Below are 17,200 nucleotides of genomic sequence, written 5' to 3'. Positions count from 1 at the left end.
CCCTCACATCTCCTCGGGCTGGGCCCACACACGCATCACGTGATGGACACCGTCGCCGTCCACCCACCAGGGGACGGTCACGGTTCCCTCGGCAGCGCCGCTCAGCCGGATCGTGAGCTCGTGGTGAATCACTACCTCGCCCTCGGGTACCTCTCGTCCGAGCGCGGCAAATGCCAGGACGGCCTGCGGCTCCTCGGCCCACAACCGGGTAACTCCACTGCTCGTGACCTGACCGTCGACAGCCGACGACGCAGTCGCGATGTCCAGCAGGTCAGCCAACGCTTCCGCAGTCTCGAAGCTGCCCAGGACAACTCGCTGCGCGGGCAACGCCGGACCGAACCACGGCCGATCGAGTACCAGGGCGTCGCCGGGTTCGACGAGGTCGCCGGACAGTCCGCGAACGAAGCTCGGCAAGCTCAGCTCGTCGAGATCGAGAACGCGACGCCGGGCGGCGTCTGCCAGGTGGCGATGAGCACGTGCAACGACGGCCGGCGTGGGCATCCGCAATGGATCCGCGAGTCGATCGAGGAGGAGCTGAGCCAGTTCCGGGTCGTCGACGGTATCCGCCGCCAATACTCCGCGCAGATCGTCAGCTTCCGGGTGGTCTGCTACGTCGAGCAATCCCTCGAATGTGCGGTCGTGGGGTGCTCGCAGCAAGCCCAGGATCTCGCCGCCCAGTTCGGCATTCGAACGCAGCCACCACGCGGTGTAGCCGCGGCGGTCACCCAGCAGCGGGCGCGTCGCGGGCGACTCCATGAGAAGCGACAACGCTGCTGCCCAACGGTTTTCGTCGACCAGATCGAGGTCACGCACAGCCTCGATGTGCTCGGGATCCTCACTCAGGGTGTCCCACCACTGATCCTCGGAATCGAGATCGTGATCCGGTCCGGACGGCAACTCTTCCCGGAAGACGGTGAAGCCCCAACCGACACCGACTACTCGAAGTGCCTGCTCCCCCACCTGTTCCACAAAACCTGGATCCACAATGCCGAACGGTGAATCGTCGACCAGCACGGTCGCCAACGGCGCTCCCGGCAGCAACAACTGATCGGCGGAACGCAGTTCCCCGTCAGAATCGGGAAGCAACACTTCACCGATCCATGACGGCAACGCACCCGGCGCGACATGCGCAGCCAAAGCCAACACCGTCGACGCCAATTCCGTTGCGACGGAATCATCCTGATCGGCGGCGTCTTCGATGAGTGCATGCAATGCGGGGTCGGACAGCAAATCCGTTGCAGTCGCACCCACTCCGCCCAACCGCGCAAGCAACGGGTGCGATGCCTGCGGGTGCACCAGCCGTGTCCACGGCACCGGCGGCACGGATTCACCGAGTTCACTACCCAGAACTACTGTTCGCGGGCCGGTGACAATTCGCCCGTCCGACAACGGGACCGGCAGCGTACCAAGCTCTTCCACGGCCAGCGCGTCGACGACAAGCGGCTCCAGAGCGCCGTAGAGACGCCACCACCACGACGGTTCCCGCTCCAGCCCGCTGAGCAGTTCCGCGATTCGAGCGAGCCCGATTCGGTGTGTCGACACTGCCGCCAGCGCGCGTTCGTGGCGCGGACCCGAAAGTTCCGGCACGACCAAGCCGCCGATGATGTCGGTGAGCAACTCTGCCAACTCGTCGCTGAGCCCCGGAACGACCGACGCACGTTGCGGCGCCCGGTCCGGTTCACCCACTACGGGAAGCCAGGGATTTTCCTGCAGCTCCTTCAGAAGCGCCTCGCGCAGAAGCGAATCCGTCTCACTACGTGCAAAGGCGGGCACCGGGACCAGTGTGGTTCGTTGATCGACCGGCAACGCTGCAACAAACTCGGCGTACCCCGCCGCGAGCGGCGCGATGGGCGCACCGGGCAGGATTCGTCGCCGATCCGGCTGCATCGCGATGTCTGCGACAACGAGCGTCGGAATAGACAGTTCTTCATCGGATCGCGTCGGCGCCCGAAGGACGTCGTCACCGACCGGCGCGGCCACTCCGTGCTTGACGGGAACAATCCAGCGAGCACGGGCAGTTCGATACTGCCACCACACCTGGGAATTGATCGAAATCTCGGTCAGTCCGGATTCCAGGACTCGCTCGGTTCGTTCAAAGGTTTTGTTGCCCAACCGAATCGAAGATAATCCGGGAAGTTCGAGAAGCAGATCGACTGCCTCGGCAGCCATCCGGGACACCAATGCGCCGCCGTCGATATCATCGCGAAGCGTCAGCACCACTTCGGAATCAGCACCGGCGCCGGGTCTCTCGTCCGACGGCCACACCAGCCGCAGCACAGGCACTCCCGAGTCCGGAACTCGAAGGCCGGCTTTCTCGATCTCTTCACGAGTCTTCTTGGCGGAGAACCGAATCGATCCGGTCGTCGACCGCAACTCGAGCTCGTCACTGACCGACAATACTGCCGAGAAACCGACACCGTACCGACCCACGACGCCATCGTCGGCGTCGACCTTGCCGGAAGCGCGGAGTGCAGTGAGTGCGTGAACACCGTCCTCGTCGAGCGGCCGGCCGGTATTGGCGACGGTCAGAACCTCACCGTCCAACACAACACTCAAGGATCCCGGTACGCCTGCTCTCGACGCCGCATCGGCAGCGTTCTGAGCCAACTCCGTCAGCAACCGGTCACGGTAACCCGCTGCGGCCAAATCGGATTCGGTGGCCGCGTCTTCACGTAATCGGGTAGGCGAATCCGCCCACGCCCGTAGCGTGGCCTCGCGGAGCGCCGCCGCCGCGAACGGGTCGTCTACTCGGTGGATACCGAATCCGAATCTTCGGCGACTGCATCATCTGCGGCCTGTGCCGGCATGGCAGTCATCTCGATAGCCCCGTCGTCATAGGCGTCGAAAGCCGGTGAACCGGCACCGAGAGGGAGGGTGGTGTCGGAATGCGCACCGCAGCCGTAATTCGCGTGCACAACACGGCCGTCAGCGGAAAGCTCGTTGCCGCAGACGCCGAATGCAGCACCGAGCGATCCTGCCAGCGGCAGGAAGAAGCCGCACAGCCCACACGTGGACGGAGCTGCCTTCGCCATTTCCGATTCAGGTCCGAAGTCGCCTTCGAACCAGCGCTGAGCCGCCTCGAGTCGACCCTCACGGCTCATGACCTTCTTGCGTCCGAAACCGAGTTCCAGTGCAACGTCGTCGACCTCGGGGTCACCAGTAGCGACGTATCCGGGGACGAGGCGCGGATCCTGCGCCGGCGGAGCCAAAAGATCGCCGACCGACAAGTCTCCGGGGCGAATCCGCTGATCCCAGGGCAGCCACGCGGGCGCCACCAATGCATCGGGGCCGGGCAACAAAGCGAGTTCGCTGATGGTGGCCCGGTGATCGTTCGGCCCGGCCGCTACGACAACGGCCCACTGCCACCCGTTGTAACCGGGAATGTCTGCGGCGAATCGATGGGTAGCGGCAAATTCATCCTCCGACGTGACGCCGAGGTATGCACCGACGCCACCCTCGTGCAGCTCTACAACAGCTGCTCGGGCAAGCTCGACGGCATCGGCCAGTACGGGGCGCGGCACTGCACGCTCTGGAGAAGTAGCAACACTCACTCCTCCAGTTTGCCGCACCACTAGAAGTCCGCAACGCACTGGGCTGCAATGCTGGATAGATGAGTAGGTCACGCGCCGGTTCTGCAGCTGTCGTCTCGGCACTCGCCGTGATCACTTCGGTCGTGACGGGCTGCTCTCCGACGGGTCCGGGAACCCCTGCTGCAGGAGACAACGGGCCGGTACCGACGTTGTCCGTCGAGGTCGTCGACGTCTATCCACACGACGCCGACGCCTTCACCCAAGGCTTGGAGATCGACGGCGACAGACTTTACGAAAGCACCGGGCGCGTCGGCGAGTCATGGGTGCGTTCGACGGAGATCGGTAGCGACCCGGGTTCCGGCCCCGAAATCGCCCGAGCGGATCTGGCGCCACCGTTGTTCGGTGAAGGCATCACGGTCTCCGGAAACTCACTGTGGCAATTGACGTGGAAGAACGGCGTCGCAATCGTCCGTGACAAGGACACTCTTGTCGAACGTGACAGATTTCCGCTCACCACTCAGGGTTGGGGCATCTGCGCGCTCGAGGATCGGTTGGTAACCAGCGACGGATCGTCCAGCCTGAGGTTTCACGATCCCGAGACCTTCGACGCGATCGGTTCCGTCGACGTCACTCGCGACGATAAGCCGCTCGCGAATCTGAACGAACTGGAATGCACCGACGACGGAACCGTCTTCGCCAACGTTTGGCAGACGGACACGATCGTGTCGATCGATCCGGAAGATGGCCAGGTGACCAGTGTGATCGACGCGTCGCCTCTGCGCGCCAGGCTGAACACCGATGGATCCACTCGCACCGTCGACGTGCTCAACGGAATCGCCCAGATACCCGGAACCGACCGCTTTCTTCTCACCGGTAAGTACTGGCCACAGATATTCGACGTGCGATTTGTGGCCTGAATCGACTTTGCCGCCCAACTCGTCAGGGGTGTGCGTGGTCGCCTCCGCAGTACTAGGACAGAATTGAGTGGTGACCGGACCGCGCGAACCCTACGACCCCGATACTCGGCGAATTCCGAACGAGTCTGCGGGGCAGACCGACTCCTCTGGTCAGGCAGTCCACCCGGGTTACGACAACTACCCGCCGGCTGCGCGGCCGTCCGGCCGACGTGCTCCGTTACCGCCGCTGCACCCCATTCCCGAGTCTCGTGACGAAGCTCCGGACACGTCCGATTCGAAGGGTTCCGGCTCGAAAGGCGATCCTGCCGACGCTCCCAAAGCCCCGCCGATGCCGCGCAAGCTCACGGTCACCCGAGTCGCGGCGATGCGCAGTCGGGAACTGACCAACAAAGGTATTGCGACGTTCCAGCGTGCAGCCAAGGCCGACGGCGCCGACAAGTCCGGCCTGACTGCTTTGACATACGCGGTGATGACCAACAACGCGACCGACGCCGCTCTCGCTGTGGCCCTGGCAAATACGTTGTTCTTTTCCGCGGCCACCGGCGAGGACAAAACGAAGGTCGCTCTCTACCTCCTGATCACCATCGCTCCGTTCGCGGTGATCGCACCGCTCATCGGACCGATGCTGGACCGGTTGCAGCGCGGGCGCAGAATCGCGCTGGCGTCGTCGTTCGGTATTCGAACGTTGTTGGCGCTGATCCTGGTGTTCAACTTCGACAGTTGGATCCTGTATCCGGCCGCACTCGGCATGATGGTTCTGAGTAAATCGTTCTCGGTACTCAAGAGCGCGGTCACTCCACGTGTGCTCCCGCCCGAAATAGACCTGGTCAGAGTCAATTCTCGGCTCACGGTTTTCGGATTGATCGGTGGGACTATCTGCGCCGGCGCCGTCGCGGGCGCACTGGCACTCGCGTTCAAATCTCCCGGAGCGCTCTGGTTCGCGGTGGTGGTCACCATTTTCGGCGCGTATCTGAGTATGCGAATTCCGTCGTGGGTCGAAGTCACCGAAGGCGAAGTTCCCGCCACCATCACCTACCACCCGGACGAGGCACATCACGCCGGCAGTGGACGTGCCCCTGGCATCAAGAGCGCCAAGGTACGTCAGCCACTCGGACGCGCCGTCATCATCGGTTTGTGGGGCAACGGAACAATTCGTGTTCTGACCGGTTTCCTGACGCTGTACATCGCGTTTGTCGCCAAATCCCGCACGGACCACGAGCCTTTGCAGCAGGCCATGATGCTCGGCTTGGTCGGTGCCGCTGCAGGCTTGGGCAACTTCGGCGGCAATGCGGCCGGTGCGCGACTCAAACTGGGGAGACCGGCCGTCGTCGTTCTTCGATGCACCGCCTCCGTCTGGATCATCGCGGTTATCGCGGCGCTGACCGACAACCTGATGACAGCCGCTCTGGCCACTCTGATCGCGTCGGCTGCGAGCGCTTTGGCGAAGGTTTCACTCGACGCGTCACTGCAGCACGATCTGCCCGAGGAATCGATCGCGTCCGGATTCGGTAGATCCGAAACCGTCCTTCAGTTGAGTTGGGTACTGGGTGGCGCGCTGGGCGTTCTGCTGCCTACTGAATACTGGATCGGGTTCACTGTCGTTTCCGTGTTCTTGACGATCGGTCTTCTGCAGACGTTCCTGTGTTACCGAGGCAGCTCACTTCTGCCCGGACTGGGCGGCAAGCGACCAGACCTGGCCGAGCAAGAAGTGACAGAAGTGATCTACACCGGCAAATCCGATCGAGGACAAGGAAGTACTCCGCAGTGATCATGCGTGCAAGAACAAAGAAGATCGTGGCTGCGATCAGTGTCCTGATGGTGGTGGCACTAGCTGTCTACGCCTCGGTTTTGTTCGTGATCATCAAGAACATCAACGACGAGCCCGACAAGCTCCCGCAGATCACTGCCTACGCTCACGGTCGGACCATCGAAACCCAGCCGGCGGGCTTCTGCACGATCGACCTGTCTCAGTGCGCTCAGATCGGCGAAATCTACGAACTCGACGTGCCGCAGGGCTCCGCGTTGCAGTTGTCGTTGTCGAAGGACGTCTCGACTGCGGAATGGGCGATGCTCGCCGTCTACCAAGACGCCGACGGCAATCAGTCCGGCGAACCCCGCTTCTTCAAGGCTGACGAGGCGATGGCAGTCACCGTCGAAGCGCTGCCGGAGAAGCAACTAGTGGGAGTGGAGATTCACCTTGCTGTCGGTGAAGGCAGCGAACAGGGACTCCTGATCTGGTCGATCAAGACCAGCTGATCCAGAAGAAAATGCCCGGCACACCAATTCGGTGTGCCGGGCATTTCTTTGTTCTCAGGCTGGTCAGCTGTCGAGCTCGCGGGCCACCGCGCGGACAACCTCGGAGATCCGCTGAGCAGTCTTGCGGTCCGGGTACTTTCCGTTGCGCAGGTCAGGCTGAACCTTGGCTTCGAGCAGCGTGATCATGTCCTCGACCATGCCGTGCAGTTCGTCCGGCGTGTGCTTGCGGACAATCGGCTCACGGCGCTGCGTCGACGCACCGCGCAGAGTCGGGGCAGGCTCGAGAACCTTCAGGCTCAGCGCCTGGGGGCCGCGTCGGCCGGCCGCCATGCCGAATTCGACCTTCTGGCCCGCCTTCAGGCCCTCGACACCTTCAGGAAGGGCAGAGGCACGTACATAGACGTCCTCCCCTTCTTCCTGCGACAGAAAGCCGAAACCCTTTTCGACGTCGTACCACTTCACCTTGCCGGTCGGCACCGCGTTCACCCGCTCATCACTCGACTGGGGCTTGTCGCCCCAATATTCTCGGGAGGCTCGAGTACGAGCCCCATGGTCCTGCTCAGCTTCGATCGAGAGGTTCGACCGAAGAATGCAAAAGAACGCGCCCCGAACTTGCTTGACGGGACGCGCAGTCACTCCACAGTCTACCTGTGAGCAACCGGTATCGGCACTCGCGTTTACGGGCACTACCCTTGTACCTGTGGACTCTCAACCGAACCCGAGCACTTCCGGAACCGGAAACGGTCTCTTTCGAATCGCAATCGGGCTGTTTCTTGTCGGGTTGCTCGCGATTGTCGCTATCTTCGCGGTAAAGATCTTCAGCGACACTCCTCCGGGATTGGTGCTGTACCTGTTCGCGTTGGCCTGCCCAGTCGGTTTCCTGCTGGCCATCGTCTACACGTTGAGGTCCGGTCGACGCGCACGCTGAATTCCCTCACGTACCTACCGAAAGGTCGCTGACCATGAGATTTATTCTGAATATCATCTGGTTGGTCCTCGGTGGTCTGTGGCTGGCGCTGGGGTATTTCATCGCCGGCATCATCTGCTGCATTCTCATCATCACGATTCCGTTCGGCATCGCGGCCTTCCGTATCGGCATCTATGCCCTCTGGCCGTTCGGTAAGACCGTTGTCGACAAGCCGACGGCCGGTGTCGGTTCGATGATCGGCAATGTCATCTGGTTCATCGTCGCCGGCATCTGGTTGGCGATCGGACACGTCGTCACGGCTGTCGCGATGGCGATCACGATCATCGGAATTCCCTTGGCCATCGCGAATCTGAAGATGATTCCGATCTGCTTGATGCCCCTGGGCAAGGAGATCGTCGACGTTGACCGCGTCAACTACGCATAAGCTCCACAGCTGTTCCAGATAACGGTGTGACCTTAATCACATTACGGATAGATAACGGAACAGCCACAGGAGAGCTGTCACTGCAGAACCCCCCGCTACCTGGGCAGAGTCTCCTGCGCATTTACCCCACGCTCTGCATCCCGATCGACGCGCCGCGTTATCAAATGGTGACACGGGCGAGCAGAGCCGTTACCGTGAATTTCGGCCGGGAAACTCGGCCACCTCCGGCCCGCCGCGCCAAGCCTTGTCCCGCGGGTACCGGAATTTCCTAAACAGACATTCCAGGGACGAGGACGGGGGACCCAAAGTCCTCTCGGACACCGGTTCGGTTGTTTTACACAGTCGAATCTTGGGGTGAAGCCAGACTCTTTCCAGCCAGGAAAGGCGAGGCCGGGCAACCTCTCAGCCCGAACCCGACAGCTGACCTCGCAGGCGCGTGTGGAGAGGAATTCACGATCATGAGCGGACGCCATCGCAAACCCACCACTGCAGGCCGCACTGTCGCCAAGGTCGCCGTCACCGGCGCCATCATGGGCGTAGCAGGACTCGCAGCCGCAGGTACCGCCAGCGCAGCGCCTGATTCCGACTGGGATCGCCTCGCACAGTGCGAAGCCGGCGGCAACTGGGGAATCAACACCGGCAACGGCTACCAGGGTGGACTGCAGTTCTCCCCCAGCACCTGGAACGCACACGGCGGCGGAGAATATGCCGCCACCGCCAACAACGCCTCTCGCGAGCAGCAGATCGTTGTTGCCGAGCGCGTTCTCGCCAACCAGGGATGGGGCGCCTGGCCGTCCTGCTCCTCGAGCCTCGGCCTGAACAGCGGCGCAACGCAGCGCTCCGCTCCGGCCACCGTGACCACTCCGGCTACCCAGGCACCCGCACCGGCACAGGCCGCTCAGGTCGTCGCACACCCGGTTTCCGAGGCCATCGACCAGGCCATCGCCTTCGCCGAGGACAACGGCATCGTTATCGATCCTCAGATCCTCGCAGCTGCAGATACCGCGAAGTCCTTCCTCAAGTAGGACCGCGATCTCGCGTTCCGCTCGAACGCACAGCACAAGAACATACGAAGAAGGCCCGCACCGGTTGGTGCGGGCCTTTTTCGTGGTTGGTCGTTAGCGGTTGATGACGGTGTACGGATGGATGTAAGGGAGTGACTCCACCGGCACGGGGAAGGTGGTGTCGTCACCGAACGGTGAAAGTCCACCTGAACGGGTCGATGACAATTCGGTCACTGCGTGATCTCCGTCTGCAGTTTCCGGCCATCCTGGATCTACATAGTGCTGCTTCGAATTGTTGGCCACGAAGCCATTTTGACAGGACGCCGTTACGCAGTACATACCAGGTCTCTAATCTGATAGGCGATGACCGAAATACGTGGCACCTCGACGGGCAATTCCCGAGCTGACAGCCTGACCGAATGGCTGTCGGCCCGCACTGACGCCGAGTTGACGGAACTACTGCGTCTTCGGCCCGACCTCGCGGTACCGCCGCCCAGCACAATGGTGGTTCTCGGCGGGCGTGCGCAGCAGCGTGCGTCGGTCAGTCGGGCAGCTGACGAGCTGGACACGCTCGATTTCGGGATCCTCGAACTGATGGCTCTGGCCGGGGCCGAGGAAACGCCGATGTCGCGCAAGGAGTTGAACGACGCTCTCGCCGAACGCGCCCTCACCGGCAAGGGCAAGGTCACCAAGAAGGCCGTCGACGCTTCTCTCGCGAAGATGCGTGCGACTGCGCTGATCTGGGGCACGGATCCGATCAGCATGGTCCCGGCTGTCATCGACAGCATTCCGTGGCGGGTCGGACGCGCTCTCGAGCCCGTCGAGTCCATGTCGGAAGCCGAGATCACCGCGGCACTGAACGCGCTCGAGAAGCGTGAGCGCGACCTACTCGAGACCCTGGCCAATTCCAGCCCCATCGGCAGAACCCGCGACGCCGCTCCGGAGACTCCCGCAGACCGCCCGGTGCAGAAGTTGCTTGCAGCCGGCTTGCTCCGCTGGCTGGACGAGCAGACCGTCGAACTACCGGCAACTGTGCGTCAAGCGATCCGCGGTGAACCTGTCTTCGATCCGACCACCCTCACCGCGCCGGTCATCACGGGCGACAAGCTCAAGCCGGCCGACGTCAATGCTGCGGCAGCCGGCGAGGCCCTCGAACTGGTTCGCCAGAGCGAAAAGGTTGTTGCCGTGCTCGGCGCGGCACCCGCTCCCGCATTGAGGGCCGGTGGGCTTGGCGTACGCGAACTCCGTCGCATCGCGAAGGCTGCCGAACTCGACGAGAGCCGGGTCAACTTGCTGGTCGAGCTTCTCTCGGCGGCCGGGTTGATCGCCAGCGGTACCCCCGACCCGACTCCGAGCGTCGACACCTCGGACGACTACTGGACGCCGACGGTGGCTGTGGACGGTTGGCTCAACGCCACTACGGCACGCCGGTGGGAGGTACTGGCGTCGGCCTGGATCGACGTTCCCCGGGTCCCCTGGATGATCGGGATGCGTGATCCGTCCGACAAGCCGATAGCTGCGCTGGCGGAGGAAGGCCGCGCGCCTTCCGCGCCTCGCGACCGTGCGTCGGTGCTGGGGTTGTTGGCCGAACTCGACAGCGGCCAGAGTGCTTCACCCGCCGAGGTCAGTCGCCTGCTGGCGTGGCGGCATCCGCGGCGGAGCGGGCGCCTTCGGACGTTGGCCGTCGAAAACACACTCGCCGAGGCGTCGGCGCTCGGATTGGTCGCTCGGGGTGCGCTGAGTTCGCCGGGTCGCGCAATGCTCCATGGCGGCGACGCCGAAGCCGAGATGGCGGCAGTGTTGCCCAAGCCCATCGATTACTTCCTCGTCCAAGCGGACCTGACGTTGGTGGCTCCCGGACCGCTGGTGCCGGACCTGCTCGAGCAGGTGACGTTGGTGGCGGATATCGAATCGGCCGGCTCGGCATCGATGTATCGCATCACGGAGGGCAGTATCCGCCGGGCACTCGATGCCGGGCTGACTGCGACAGAACTACAGACGATGTTCAGTACAAAATCCAAAACACCTGTTCCTCAATCACTTTCATACCTCATCGACGACGTTGCGCGCCGGCACGGCCGATTGCGCGCCGGAGTCGCGGCGTCGTTCATCCGATGCGAGGACGCCTCCCTCCTGGCTGAAGTACTGGCGTCCGCCGTCGCGGAAACGTTGGCCCTACGGGCCCTCGCACCCACTGTCGCCGTATCCCAGGCCCCACTTCGGGAAGTACTCGCGGAGCTGCGAGCCGCCGGGTTTGCGCCGGCCGGTGAGGATTCGTCCGGGGCCCTGGTCGATCTGCGACCACGCGGTGCACGGATACAGAATCGCCGTTTGCGGCAAACGCCGCGAACACAGTCGAGTCCATCGCCGGAACAACTCGAATCGCTGATACGAACGTTGCGCGCCGGTGACCGGGCGTCCAGCCCCGGCCGTGGTGGTGTTCGAGCGGACGGATCGAGGGAAAGCAGCGCCGCCGCCATCGCGTTGTTGTCCTCGGCAGCGAGAGCGGGCAAGAGCGTCAACATCGGCTACGTCGACGCCCAAGGCGTGGCTACGCATCGAATCGTCGACCCCGTCAGCGTGGGCGGTGGACAGCTGGATGCATTCGATCCGGCGAGTGGCGCAGTGCGCCGGTTCACACTTCACCGGATTACTTCGGTGACCCCGATCGACGAAAAAAAGTCGTAACTGGCTTTTTTCTGTAAATGAAGTATGGTCGTGGTCAGTTTGTGATTGCCACACTTCAAAAACTGAGGAGCGACAATGGCTGACAAGGCGCCGGGTAAGAATATGAAGAAACCCGCCCAGTCGATCAAGGAACGCCGCGCAGAAAAGCGCGAAAAAGCTGCGGATTCTTCGGAATTAATTCGCAAGAGAAAGCGGAGCTGATAAAAAGCCCTTCTTTTTCCACCGACGACAGATTCCATCATGCATACCGAAACTGACACGCTCAACCACCTCCACGAAACGTTCGACCAGTTCAGGTCCAGTAGCCGCGGCGCAGATCCCAGGTCACGTGGATACGCTGCCGGGATGACACTGGCTGCGGTCTGCGTCCTCGACGAGAACGCTCGACGGCCCGGAATCCTGTTATCGGGCCGTTCGTAGCACAAAGGATTTCTGCTGTGAAAAGAACTATCCACGCCCTCGACCGAATTCAAACTCGACTCGAATCGGAACTCGATTCGACGCCAGGCGACAGCGAAAAGAATATCGGCTATCGATCCGGAATTTCGGAGGCGATAACTCACGTCATGGAAATGCGAAAGACAGCCGTGGCCCAGAAATAAATAATCTCCTCCGCCAGGAATAGTCGTCAACTGTGCCACGTTGACGTAGGGGTGCCCCGAAACGGGCACCCCTATTTCGCGTGGTGTTATGCGTGCCACTTGGCGTATGCACTGCGATACCAGGACAATGGCAGGGTTGCCGCGCACGATGCCTGCGGTGCGCCGCACTGCCTCATCCGCCACACCAGGAGGACTCCGTGACCGACGGACCGTTGATCGTCCAATCCGACAAGACTCTGCTCTTGGAGGTCGATCACGAGCGCGCGGGCGAAGCCCGGCAAGCTATCGCGCCCTTCGCTGAGCTCGAGCGAGCGCCCGAGCACGTCCACACCTATCGCATCACTCCCCTGGCGCTGTGGAATGCTCGCGCTGCCGGACATGATGCCGAGCAAGTTGTCGACGCTCTGGTCTCGTTCTCCCGCTTCGCGGTTCCCCAGCCGCTACTCGTCGACATCGTCGACACGATGGCCCGGTACGGCCGACTGCAGTTGGTGAAGAGCCCGGTCCACGGCCTGATCTTGATCAGCCTCGACCGCGCGGTTCTCACCGAAATCATGCGGCACAAGAAGATTGCGCCGATGCTCGGCGACAAGGTCGACGACGACACCGTCATCGTCCATCCGAGCGAACGGGGCCGCCTCAAGCAGATGTTGCTCAAGGTGGGCTGGCCTGCCGAGGACCTCGCCGGGTACGTCGACGGAGAAGCTCATCCCATCGATCTTGCCTTCGAGGAAGGTCATTGGGAGCTGCGCGACTACCAGCAGATGGCTGCGGATTCGTTCTGGGCCGGCGGTTCGGGTGTCGTCGTACTCCCGTGTGGCGCAGGCAAGACCATGGTGGGCGCGGCCGCCATGGCAAAGGCCAAGGCAACCACTCTCATCCTGGTCACCAATACCGTCGCCGGGCGTCAGTGGAAGCGCGAGCTCATCGCACGGACGTCACTCACCGAAGAAGAAATCGGCGAGTATTCGGGTGAGCGCAAGGAAATTCGACCGGTCACGATCGCGACGTACCAGGTCATCACGCGTCGAACGAAGGGTGAGTACAAGCACCTCGAACTGTTCGACTCCCGAGACTGGGGCTTGGTGATCTACGACGAGGTGCACCTCCTCCCTGCTCCCGTGTTCCGGATGACGGCGGATCTACAGTCGCGTCGGCGCCTCGGACTGACCGCGACGTTGGTGCGTGAGGACGGCCGCGAGGGCGACGTCTTCTCACTGATCGGCCCCAAGCGGTACGACGCTCCGTGGAAGGACATCGAGGCGCAGGGGTGGATCGCTCCGGCTGACTGTGTCGAGGTGCGTGTGACCATGACCGACGCCGAGCGTATGGCGTATGCGGTTGCCGAACCCGAGGAACGGTACAAGCTGTGCTCGACGGCGCACACCAAAGTTGCTGTCGTGAAATCGATTCTGGCCAAGCATCCGAATGCGCCGACGTTGGTGATCGGCGCCTACCTCGATCAGCTCGATGAACTGGGCGAGGAATTGAATGCTCCGGTGATCAAGGGTTCGACCAAGAACAAGGAACGCGAGATCCTTTTCGATCAGTTCCGCAACGGGGAGATTCAGACCCTGGTGGTGAGCAAGGTTGCCAACTTCTCGATCGACCTTCCGGAAGCATCTGTTGCCGTTCAGGTTTCGGGAACCTTCGGCTCACGCCAGGAAGAGGCTCAGCGCCTCGGCCGACTGTTGCGCCCCAAGCACGACGGCGGACAGGCTCACTTCTATTCGGTGATCTCACGCGACACTCTCGACGCCGAGTACGCAGCGCACCGTCAGCGTTTCCTCGCGGAGCAGGGCTACGCCTACCGGATCACCGACGCAGACGACCTGCTTGGCCCCGCCATCGGCTAAACACGATTCTGTAACAAGTTTCAAATATTAATTGGACGTACGTCCATTTGTCGGTATGGTGCCCCGTGTCACAGTTGTGTTCAACGGCCGGGAGTCATGCATGCGCTCAATTACACGTCTACGTGGTCGACCGGGCGGAGTCGTTGCACTTCTGACGGCTTCGCTGCTGGCCACGACGTTGCTCGTCGCGGTCACCGGCGTCGGCACGGCAGCCCCGAGCGCCCCGGACAACACGGTGTACCAGCTCGCCAACGGTTGCTACGCCGTGCAGAGCGCGTCCGGCGACTTCGTGCGACGCGACGCCGCCGGGTATCGCGCGGATCGCGCGTCCGCCGACGAAGCTGAACCGTTCCGACTCCATGCGGCGCAACTGGGCCGGTTCATGTTCTACGGCGTCGACGGGTCCATGCTGGCCCACGACGGAACCAACACTGTGGTCGCCACTGCGGCCGCAACTCCGATGACGGACTGGACCGTGATGTCCAGCGACGAGAACTTTGTCCTCACCGCCACCACGAACGGCCGACAGTTGGTCACCCGTGACAATGCCTTGGCGATGGCCGAACCCGGAAGCCAACCGGATACCGGTTCGTTCACCCTGGTTCCTCGCACCGGCTGTGCCGATTTCCCGGAATCCGAAGTCAATGCCACCGGCAATCCCACCGAGATCGGACTGGGCGGTGAAGTACGCGGATTCATCGACACACACGTACACATGAATGCTTCCGAGTTCATGGGCGGAAACCTGCACTGCGGAAAGCCTTTCGATCCTCAGGGCGTGACCGCGGCACTGGTCGACTGCCCGGACCACCAGCCCAACGGTATGCCCGCCCTCCTGGAAAACGTTCTCTCCTACGGCAACCCGTTCGAAACCCACGACACCACCGGTTGGCCCACCTTCGCGGATTGGCCGGCCCAGGACTCCCTGACCCACGAGCAGACGTACTACAAGTGGGTTGAGCGAGCATGGCGCGGCGGACTGCGTATCTTCACCAATCTTTTTGTAGCCAACCGTGTTCTGTGCGAGCTGTATCCCAGTAAGCGCAATCCGTGCAACGAGATGGAAACGGTGCGCATTCAGGCCGAGCAGACCCGTGAACTCCAGGACTACATCGACGCGCAGTACGGCGGGCCGGGACGCGGCTGGTTCCGTATCGTGAGCTCCCCTGCCGAGGCCAGGCAGGTTGCGGCGGACGGAAAGCTCGCCGTCACATTGGGCGTCGAGGTTTCGGAGCCGTTCGGCTGCTCCCTCCGCAACGGTGTAGCGCAGTGCGACGAAAACGACATCGACCAAGGTTTGGACGAACTCTACGATCTGGGCGTCCGGCAGATGATCGTGACGCACAAATTCGACAATGCACTCGGTGGAACACGCTTCGACGGAGGCATTACCGGAGTTGCCGTCAATATCGGTAACTACCTGGGCACCGGAGAGTTCTGGCAGTCCGAGCCCTGCCAAGGTGTCGCTGAGGACAACGAGCTGCCCACCAAGGTGGACGGCGCCCAAAATCTGATCGGGATGCTTCCGCCCGGCGTGACACTCCCGGTGTACCCGGCCGGCCCGCAATGCAATTCACGCGGACTGACCTCGTTGGGCGAGCACATGATCCAGGGTTTGATGGACCGCGGAATGATCGTCGACATCGACCATTTGAGTGTCAAGGCTGCTGACGACGCCCTCACCATGCTCGAAGCTGCCCACTACTCGGGCGTCGTGTCGAGCCACAGCTGGAGTGACCCCAGCTATTACAAGCGGATTTACGCACTCGGCGGTTTCGTGGCTCTCTATGCCGGTCAACTGGAATCGTCCGACGGCACATCCGAGACCGACGGCAAACCCAAGGAAAAGGGTTTCATCCAGGCGTGGCGAGAAGCTCGGGAAATGCGTAGTGACGACTACTACTTCGGTTTCGGATACGGCGCCGACACCAACGGGTTCGGGCCCCAGGCAGCGCCCCGAGGCGATGCGGACGTCAATCCCCTGCAGTACCCGTACACCGCATTCGACGGCACCGTCATGGACAAGCAGCATGCCGGAACCCGCGTCTTCGATGTCAATACCGACGGTGTCGCGCAGTACGGACTGATTCCCGACTGGATTGCCGACATGCGTATCGCGGGTGGGCCTGACGGTGACACGATCATCGACGACATGAGCCGAGGCGCCGAGGCCTACCTGCAGATGTGGGAGCGCGCGCGGAACTAGCTACGCTGGTGGTGGCCCCTGAAAATCTCAGGGACCACCACCACCGCAGTTCCACCACCGCAGTTCCACCTTCGAAGGAATACATCAGTGGCTGAATTCGAGTTCACCGTCGACAAAGCTCACGCGAGGTCCGTCAACGACACGTTGGCCGACGTTCGTCGTCTGCAAATTTCTGCGGTGATCTTCGCCGTGTTGCTGGCCGCCGGAGGAACCTGGCTGATCCTCGTGGGAGACGTCTGGTCCATCATCGTCGGCGCTGTATTGGTCATCGGAGCCCTCAGCTCGCTGGGTGTTGCGTTGTGGGCACCACGCAAGGTAGGCAACGCCGAAAAGTTGTATCGCGAGAATCCTCTGGTCCCCGCGATCGTGAGCGAGATCCATCCCCGAGCTGCGACATTGACCGCGCTGATCGATATCGCGAAGCCGGCGGCGGGAACACCCAAATACGCACTGGTCAGCCGTAATGTCCGGCTCAACCCGAAGTGGAAGGTCGGCGATCGCATTCCGTCGGTAGCCCTGCGCTCGGATCGTTCCACTCGGAGCAAGGACGCCGTCTGGGAGATGGTCAGCCCGATGCCGATCGAATGGGGAACCAAGGACTCGGCGGTACTCGCCCGAGCGGTGGGCGCGATCAGCGACAGTGAGTGGAAATTCCTCCAGAGCCGAATCTCTGATTCCGAGGAAGTTCGCACCCACCCCGAACGCCGCGTCCTGGTCGATCCGGCCGACCTCCCGGACAACCTGCGCTAACGCGGTTTTTGTCTAGCGGCCTTCGCGAACGCGATTCCC

General features: G+C 62.4%; 15 protein-coding genes and 1 riboswitch. Of the genes, 11 read left to right on the top strand and 4 right to left on the bottom strand.

All coding sequences use genetic code 11. The features are described 5' to 3' along the window. Positions 1 to 3 precede the first annotated feature (3 nt). Both BDB13_RS09565 and BDB13_RS09560 read right to left on the bottom strand, forming a co-directional pair. Positions 4 to 2,619, bottom strand: a complete 2,616-nt coding sequence (locus BDB13_RS09565) for a sacsin N-terminal ATP-binding-like domain-containing protein (protein WP_254923006.1) — start codon at positions 2,617 to 2,619, stop codon at positions 4 to 6. Between the two features lie 125 nt (positions 2,620 to 2,744). Further along, a complete protein-coding gene (locus BDB13_RS09560) occupies positions 2,745 to 3,572 on the bottom strand; it encodes a DUF3027 domain-containing protein (protein ID WP_094271429.1) in 828 nt (275 codons plus the stop codon). Positions 3,573 to 3,610: 38 nt separating this feature from the next. Between BDB13_RS09560 and BDB13_RS09555 the strand changes: the two genes are divergently transcribed. The 3 genes from BDB13_RS09555 to BDB13_RS09545 all read left to right on the top strand — a co-directional run bounded on the left by BDB13_RS09555 (position 3,611) and on the right by BDB13_RS09545 (position 6,703). Continuing rightward, positions 3,611 to 4,447 (top strand): glutaminyl-peptide cyclotransferase, encoded by an 837-nt coding sequence (locus BDB13_RS09555; RefSeq protein ID WP_094271428.1) that lies wholly within the window; start codon positions 3,611 to 3,613, stop codon positions 4,445 to 4,447. A gap of 70 nt (positions 4,448 to 4,517) precedes the next feature. After that, positions 4,518 to 6,215: an MFS transporter gene (locus BDB13_RS09550; RefSeq protein ID WP_176459557.1), complete on the top strand. Its 1,698-nt coding sequence runs from the start codon at positions 4,518 to 4,520 to the stop codon at positions 6,213 to 6,215. A 2-nt stretch (positions 6,216 to 6,217) separates the two neighbouring features. Then, positions 6,218 to 6,703 carry a DUF2771 family protein gene (locus BDB13_RS09545; RefSeq protein ID WP_206041702.1) on the top strand — a complete coding sequence of 162 codons (486 nt, stop codon included), beginning with the start codon at positions 6,218 to 6,220 and terminating at the stop codon, positions 6,701 to 6,703. A 63-nt stretch (positions 6,704 to 6,766) separates the two neighbouring features. Here the strand turns inward: BDB13_RS09545 and BDB13_RS09540 are convergent, their stop codons facing one another. Then, positions 6,767 to 7,180: a cold-shock protein gene (locus BDB13_RS09540; RefSeq protein ID WP_169634150.1), complete on the bottom strand. Its 414-nt coding sequence runs from the start codon at positions 7,178 to 7,180 to the stop codon at positions 6,767 to 6,769. Between the two features lie 223 nt (positions 7,181 to 7,403). Between BDB13_RS09540 and BDB13_RS09535 the strand changes: the two genes are divergently transcribed. From BDB13_RS09535 to BDB13_RS09525, 3 genes are all read left to right on the top strand, one after another. Further along, positions 7,404 to 7,631 carry a hypothetical protein gene (locus BDB13_RS09535; RefSeq protein WP_094271425.1) on the top strand — a complete coding sequence of 76 codons (228 nt, stop codon included), beginning with the start codon at positions 7,404 to 7,406 and terminating at the stop codon, positions 7,629 to 7,631. Positions 7,632 to 7,665: 34 nt separating this feature from the next. Beyond that, positions 7,666 to 8,055: a YccF domain-containing protein gene (locus BDB13_RS09530; protein ID WP_094271424.1), complete on the top strand. Its 390-nt coding sequence runs from the start codon at positions 7,666 to 7,668 to the stop codon at positions 8,053 to 8,055. 264 nt (positions 8,056 to 8,319) lie between these two features. Continuing rightward, a riboswitch (cyclic di-AMP (ydaO/yuaA leader) is annotated at positions 8,320 to 8,506 on the top strand. Positions 8,507 to 8,513: 7 nt separating this feature from the next. Continuing rightward, positions 8,514 to 9,080 (top strand): transglycosylase family protein, encoded by a 567-nt coding sequence (locus tag BDB13_RS09525; RefSeq protein WP_094271423.1) that lies wholly within the window; start codon positions 8,514 to 8,516, stop codon positions 9,078 to 9,080. A 93-nt stretch (positions 9,081 to 9,173) separates the two neighbouring features. Here the strand turns inward: BDB13_RS09525 and BDB13_RS09520 are convergent, their stop codons facing one another. Continuing rightward, positions 9,174 to 9,362, bottom strand: a complete 189-nt coding sequence (locus BDB13_RS09520) for a hypothetical protein (RefSeq protein WP_094274801.1) — start codon at positions 9,360 to 9,362, stop codon at positions 9,174 to 9,176. A 60-nt stretch (positions 9,363 to 9,422) separates the two neighbouring features. Here BDB13_RS09520 and BDB13_RS09515 point away from each other — a divergent pair, with 60 nt between their 5' ends. The 5 genes from BDB13_RS09515 to BDB13_RS09495 all read left to right on the top strand — a co-directional run bounded on the left by BDB13_RS09515 (position 9,423) and on the right by BDB13_RS09495 (position 17,161). Then, positions 9,423 to 11,747, top strand: coding sequence for a helicase-associated domain-containing protein (locus tag BDB13_RS09515; RefSeq protein WP_094271422.1), 2,325 nt, complete (start codon positions 9,423 to 9,425; stop codon positions 11,745 to 11,747). A gap of 75 nt (positions 11,748 to 11,822) precedes the next feature. After that, positions 11,823 to 11,948 carry a hypothetical protein gene (locus tag BDB13_RS32905; RefSeq protein ID WP_254922770.1) on the top strand — a complete coding sequence of 42 codons (126 nt, stop codon included), beginning with the start codon at positions 11,823 to 11,825 and terminating at the stop codon, positions 11,946 to 11,948. 598 nt (positions 11,949 to 12,546) lie between these two features. After that, positions 12,547 to 14,205, top strand: coding sequence for a DNA repair helicase XPB (locus tag BDB13_RS09505; RefSeq protein ID WP_094271420.1), 1,659 nt, complete (start codon positions 12,547 to 12,549; stop codon positions 14,203 to 14,205). Between the two features lie 100 nt (positions 14,206 to 14,305). Next, positions 14,306 to 16,411, top strand: coding sequence for a membrane dipeptidase (locus BDB13_RS09500; protein ID WP_094274800.1), 2,106 nt, complete (start codon positions 14,306 to 14,308; stop codon positions 16,409 to 16,411). Between the two features lie 87 nt (positions 16,412 to 16,498). Continuing rightward, positions 16,499 to 17,161: a DUF3239 domain-containing protein gene (locus BDB13_RS09495; RefSeq protein WP_094271419.1), complete on the top strand. Its 663-nt coding sequence runs from the start codon at positions 16,499 to 16,501 to the stop codon at positions 17,159 to 17,161. Positions 17,162 to 17,200 lie beyond the last annotated feature (39 nt).

Origin of the sequence: Rhodococcus sp. OK302 (genome assembly GCF_002245895.1) — a bacterium.
Taxonomy (GTDB): Bacteria; Actinomycetota; Actinomycetes; order Mycobacteriales; family Mycobacteriaceae; genus Rhodococcus_F.
The sequence above is the reverse complement of the archived record's forward strand: the minus strand, read 5'-3'. Positions and strand labels throughout refer to the sequence as shown.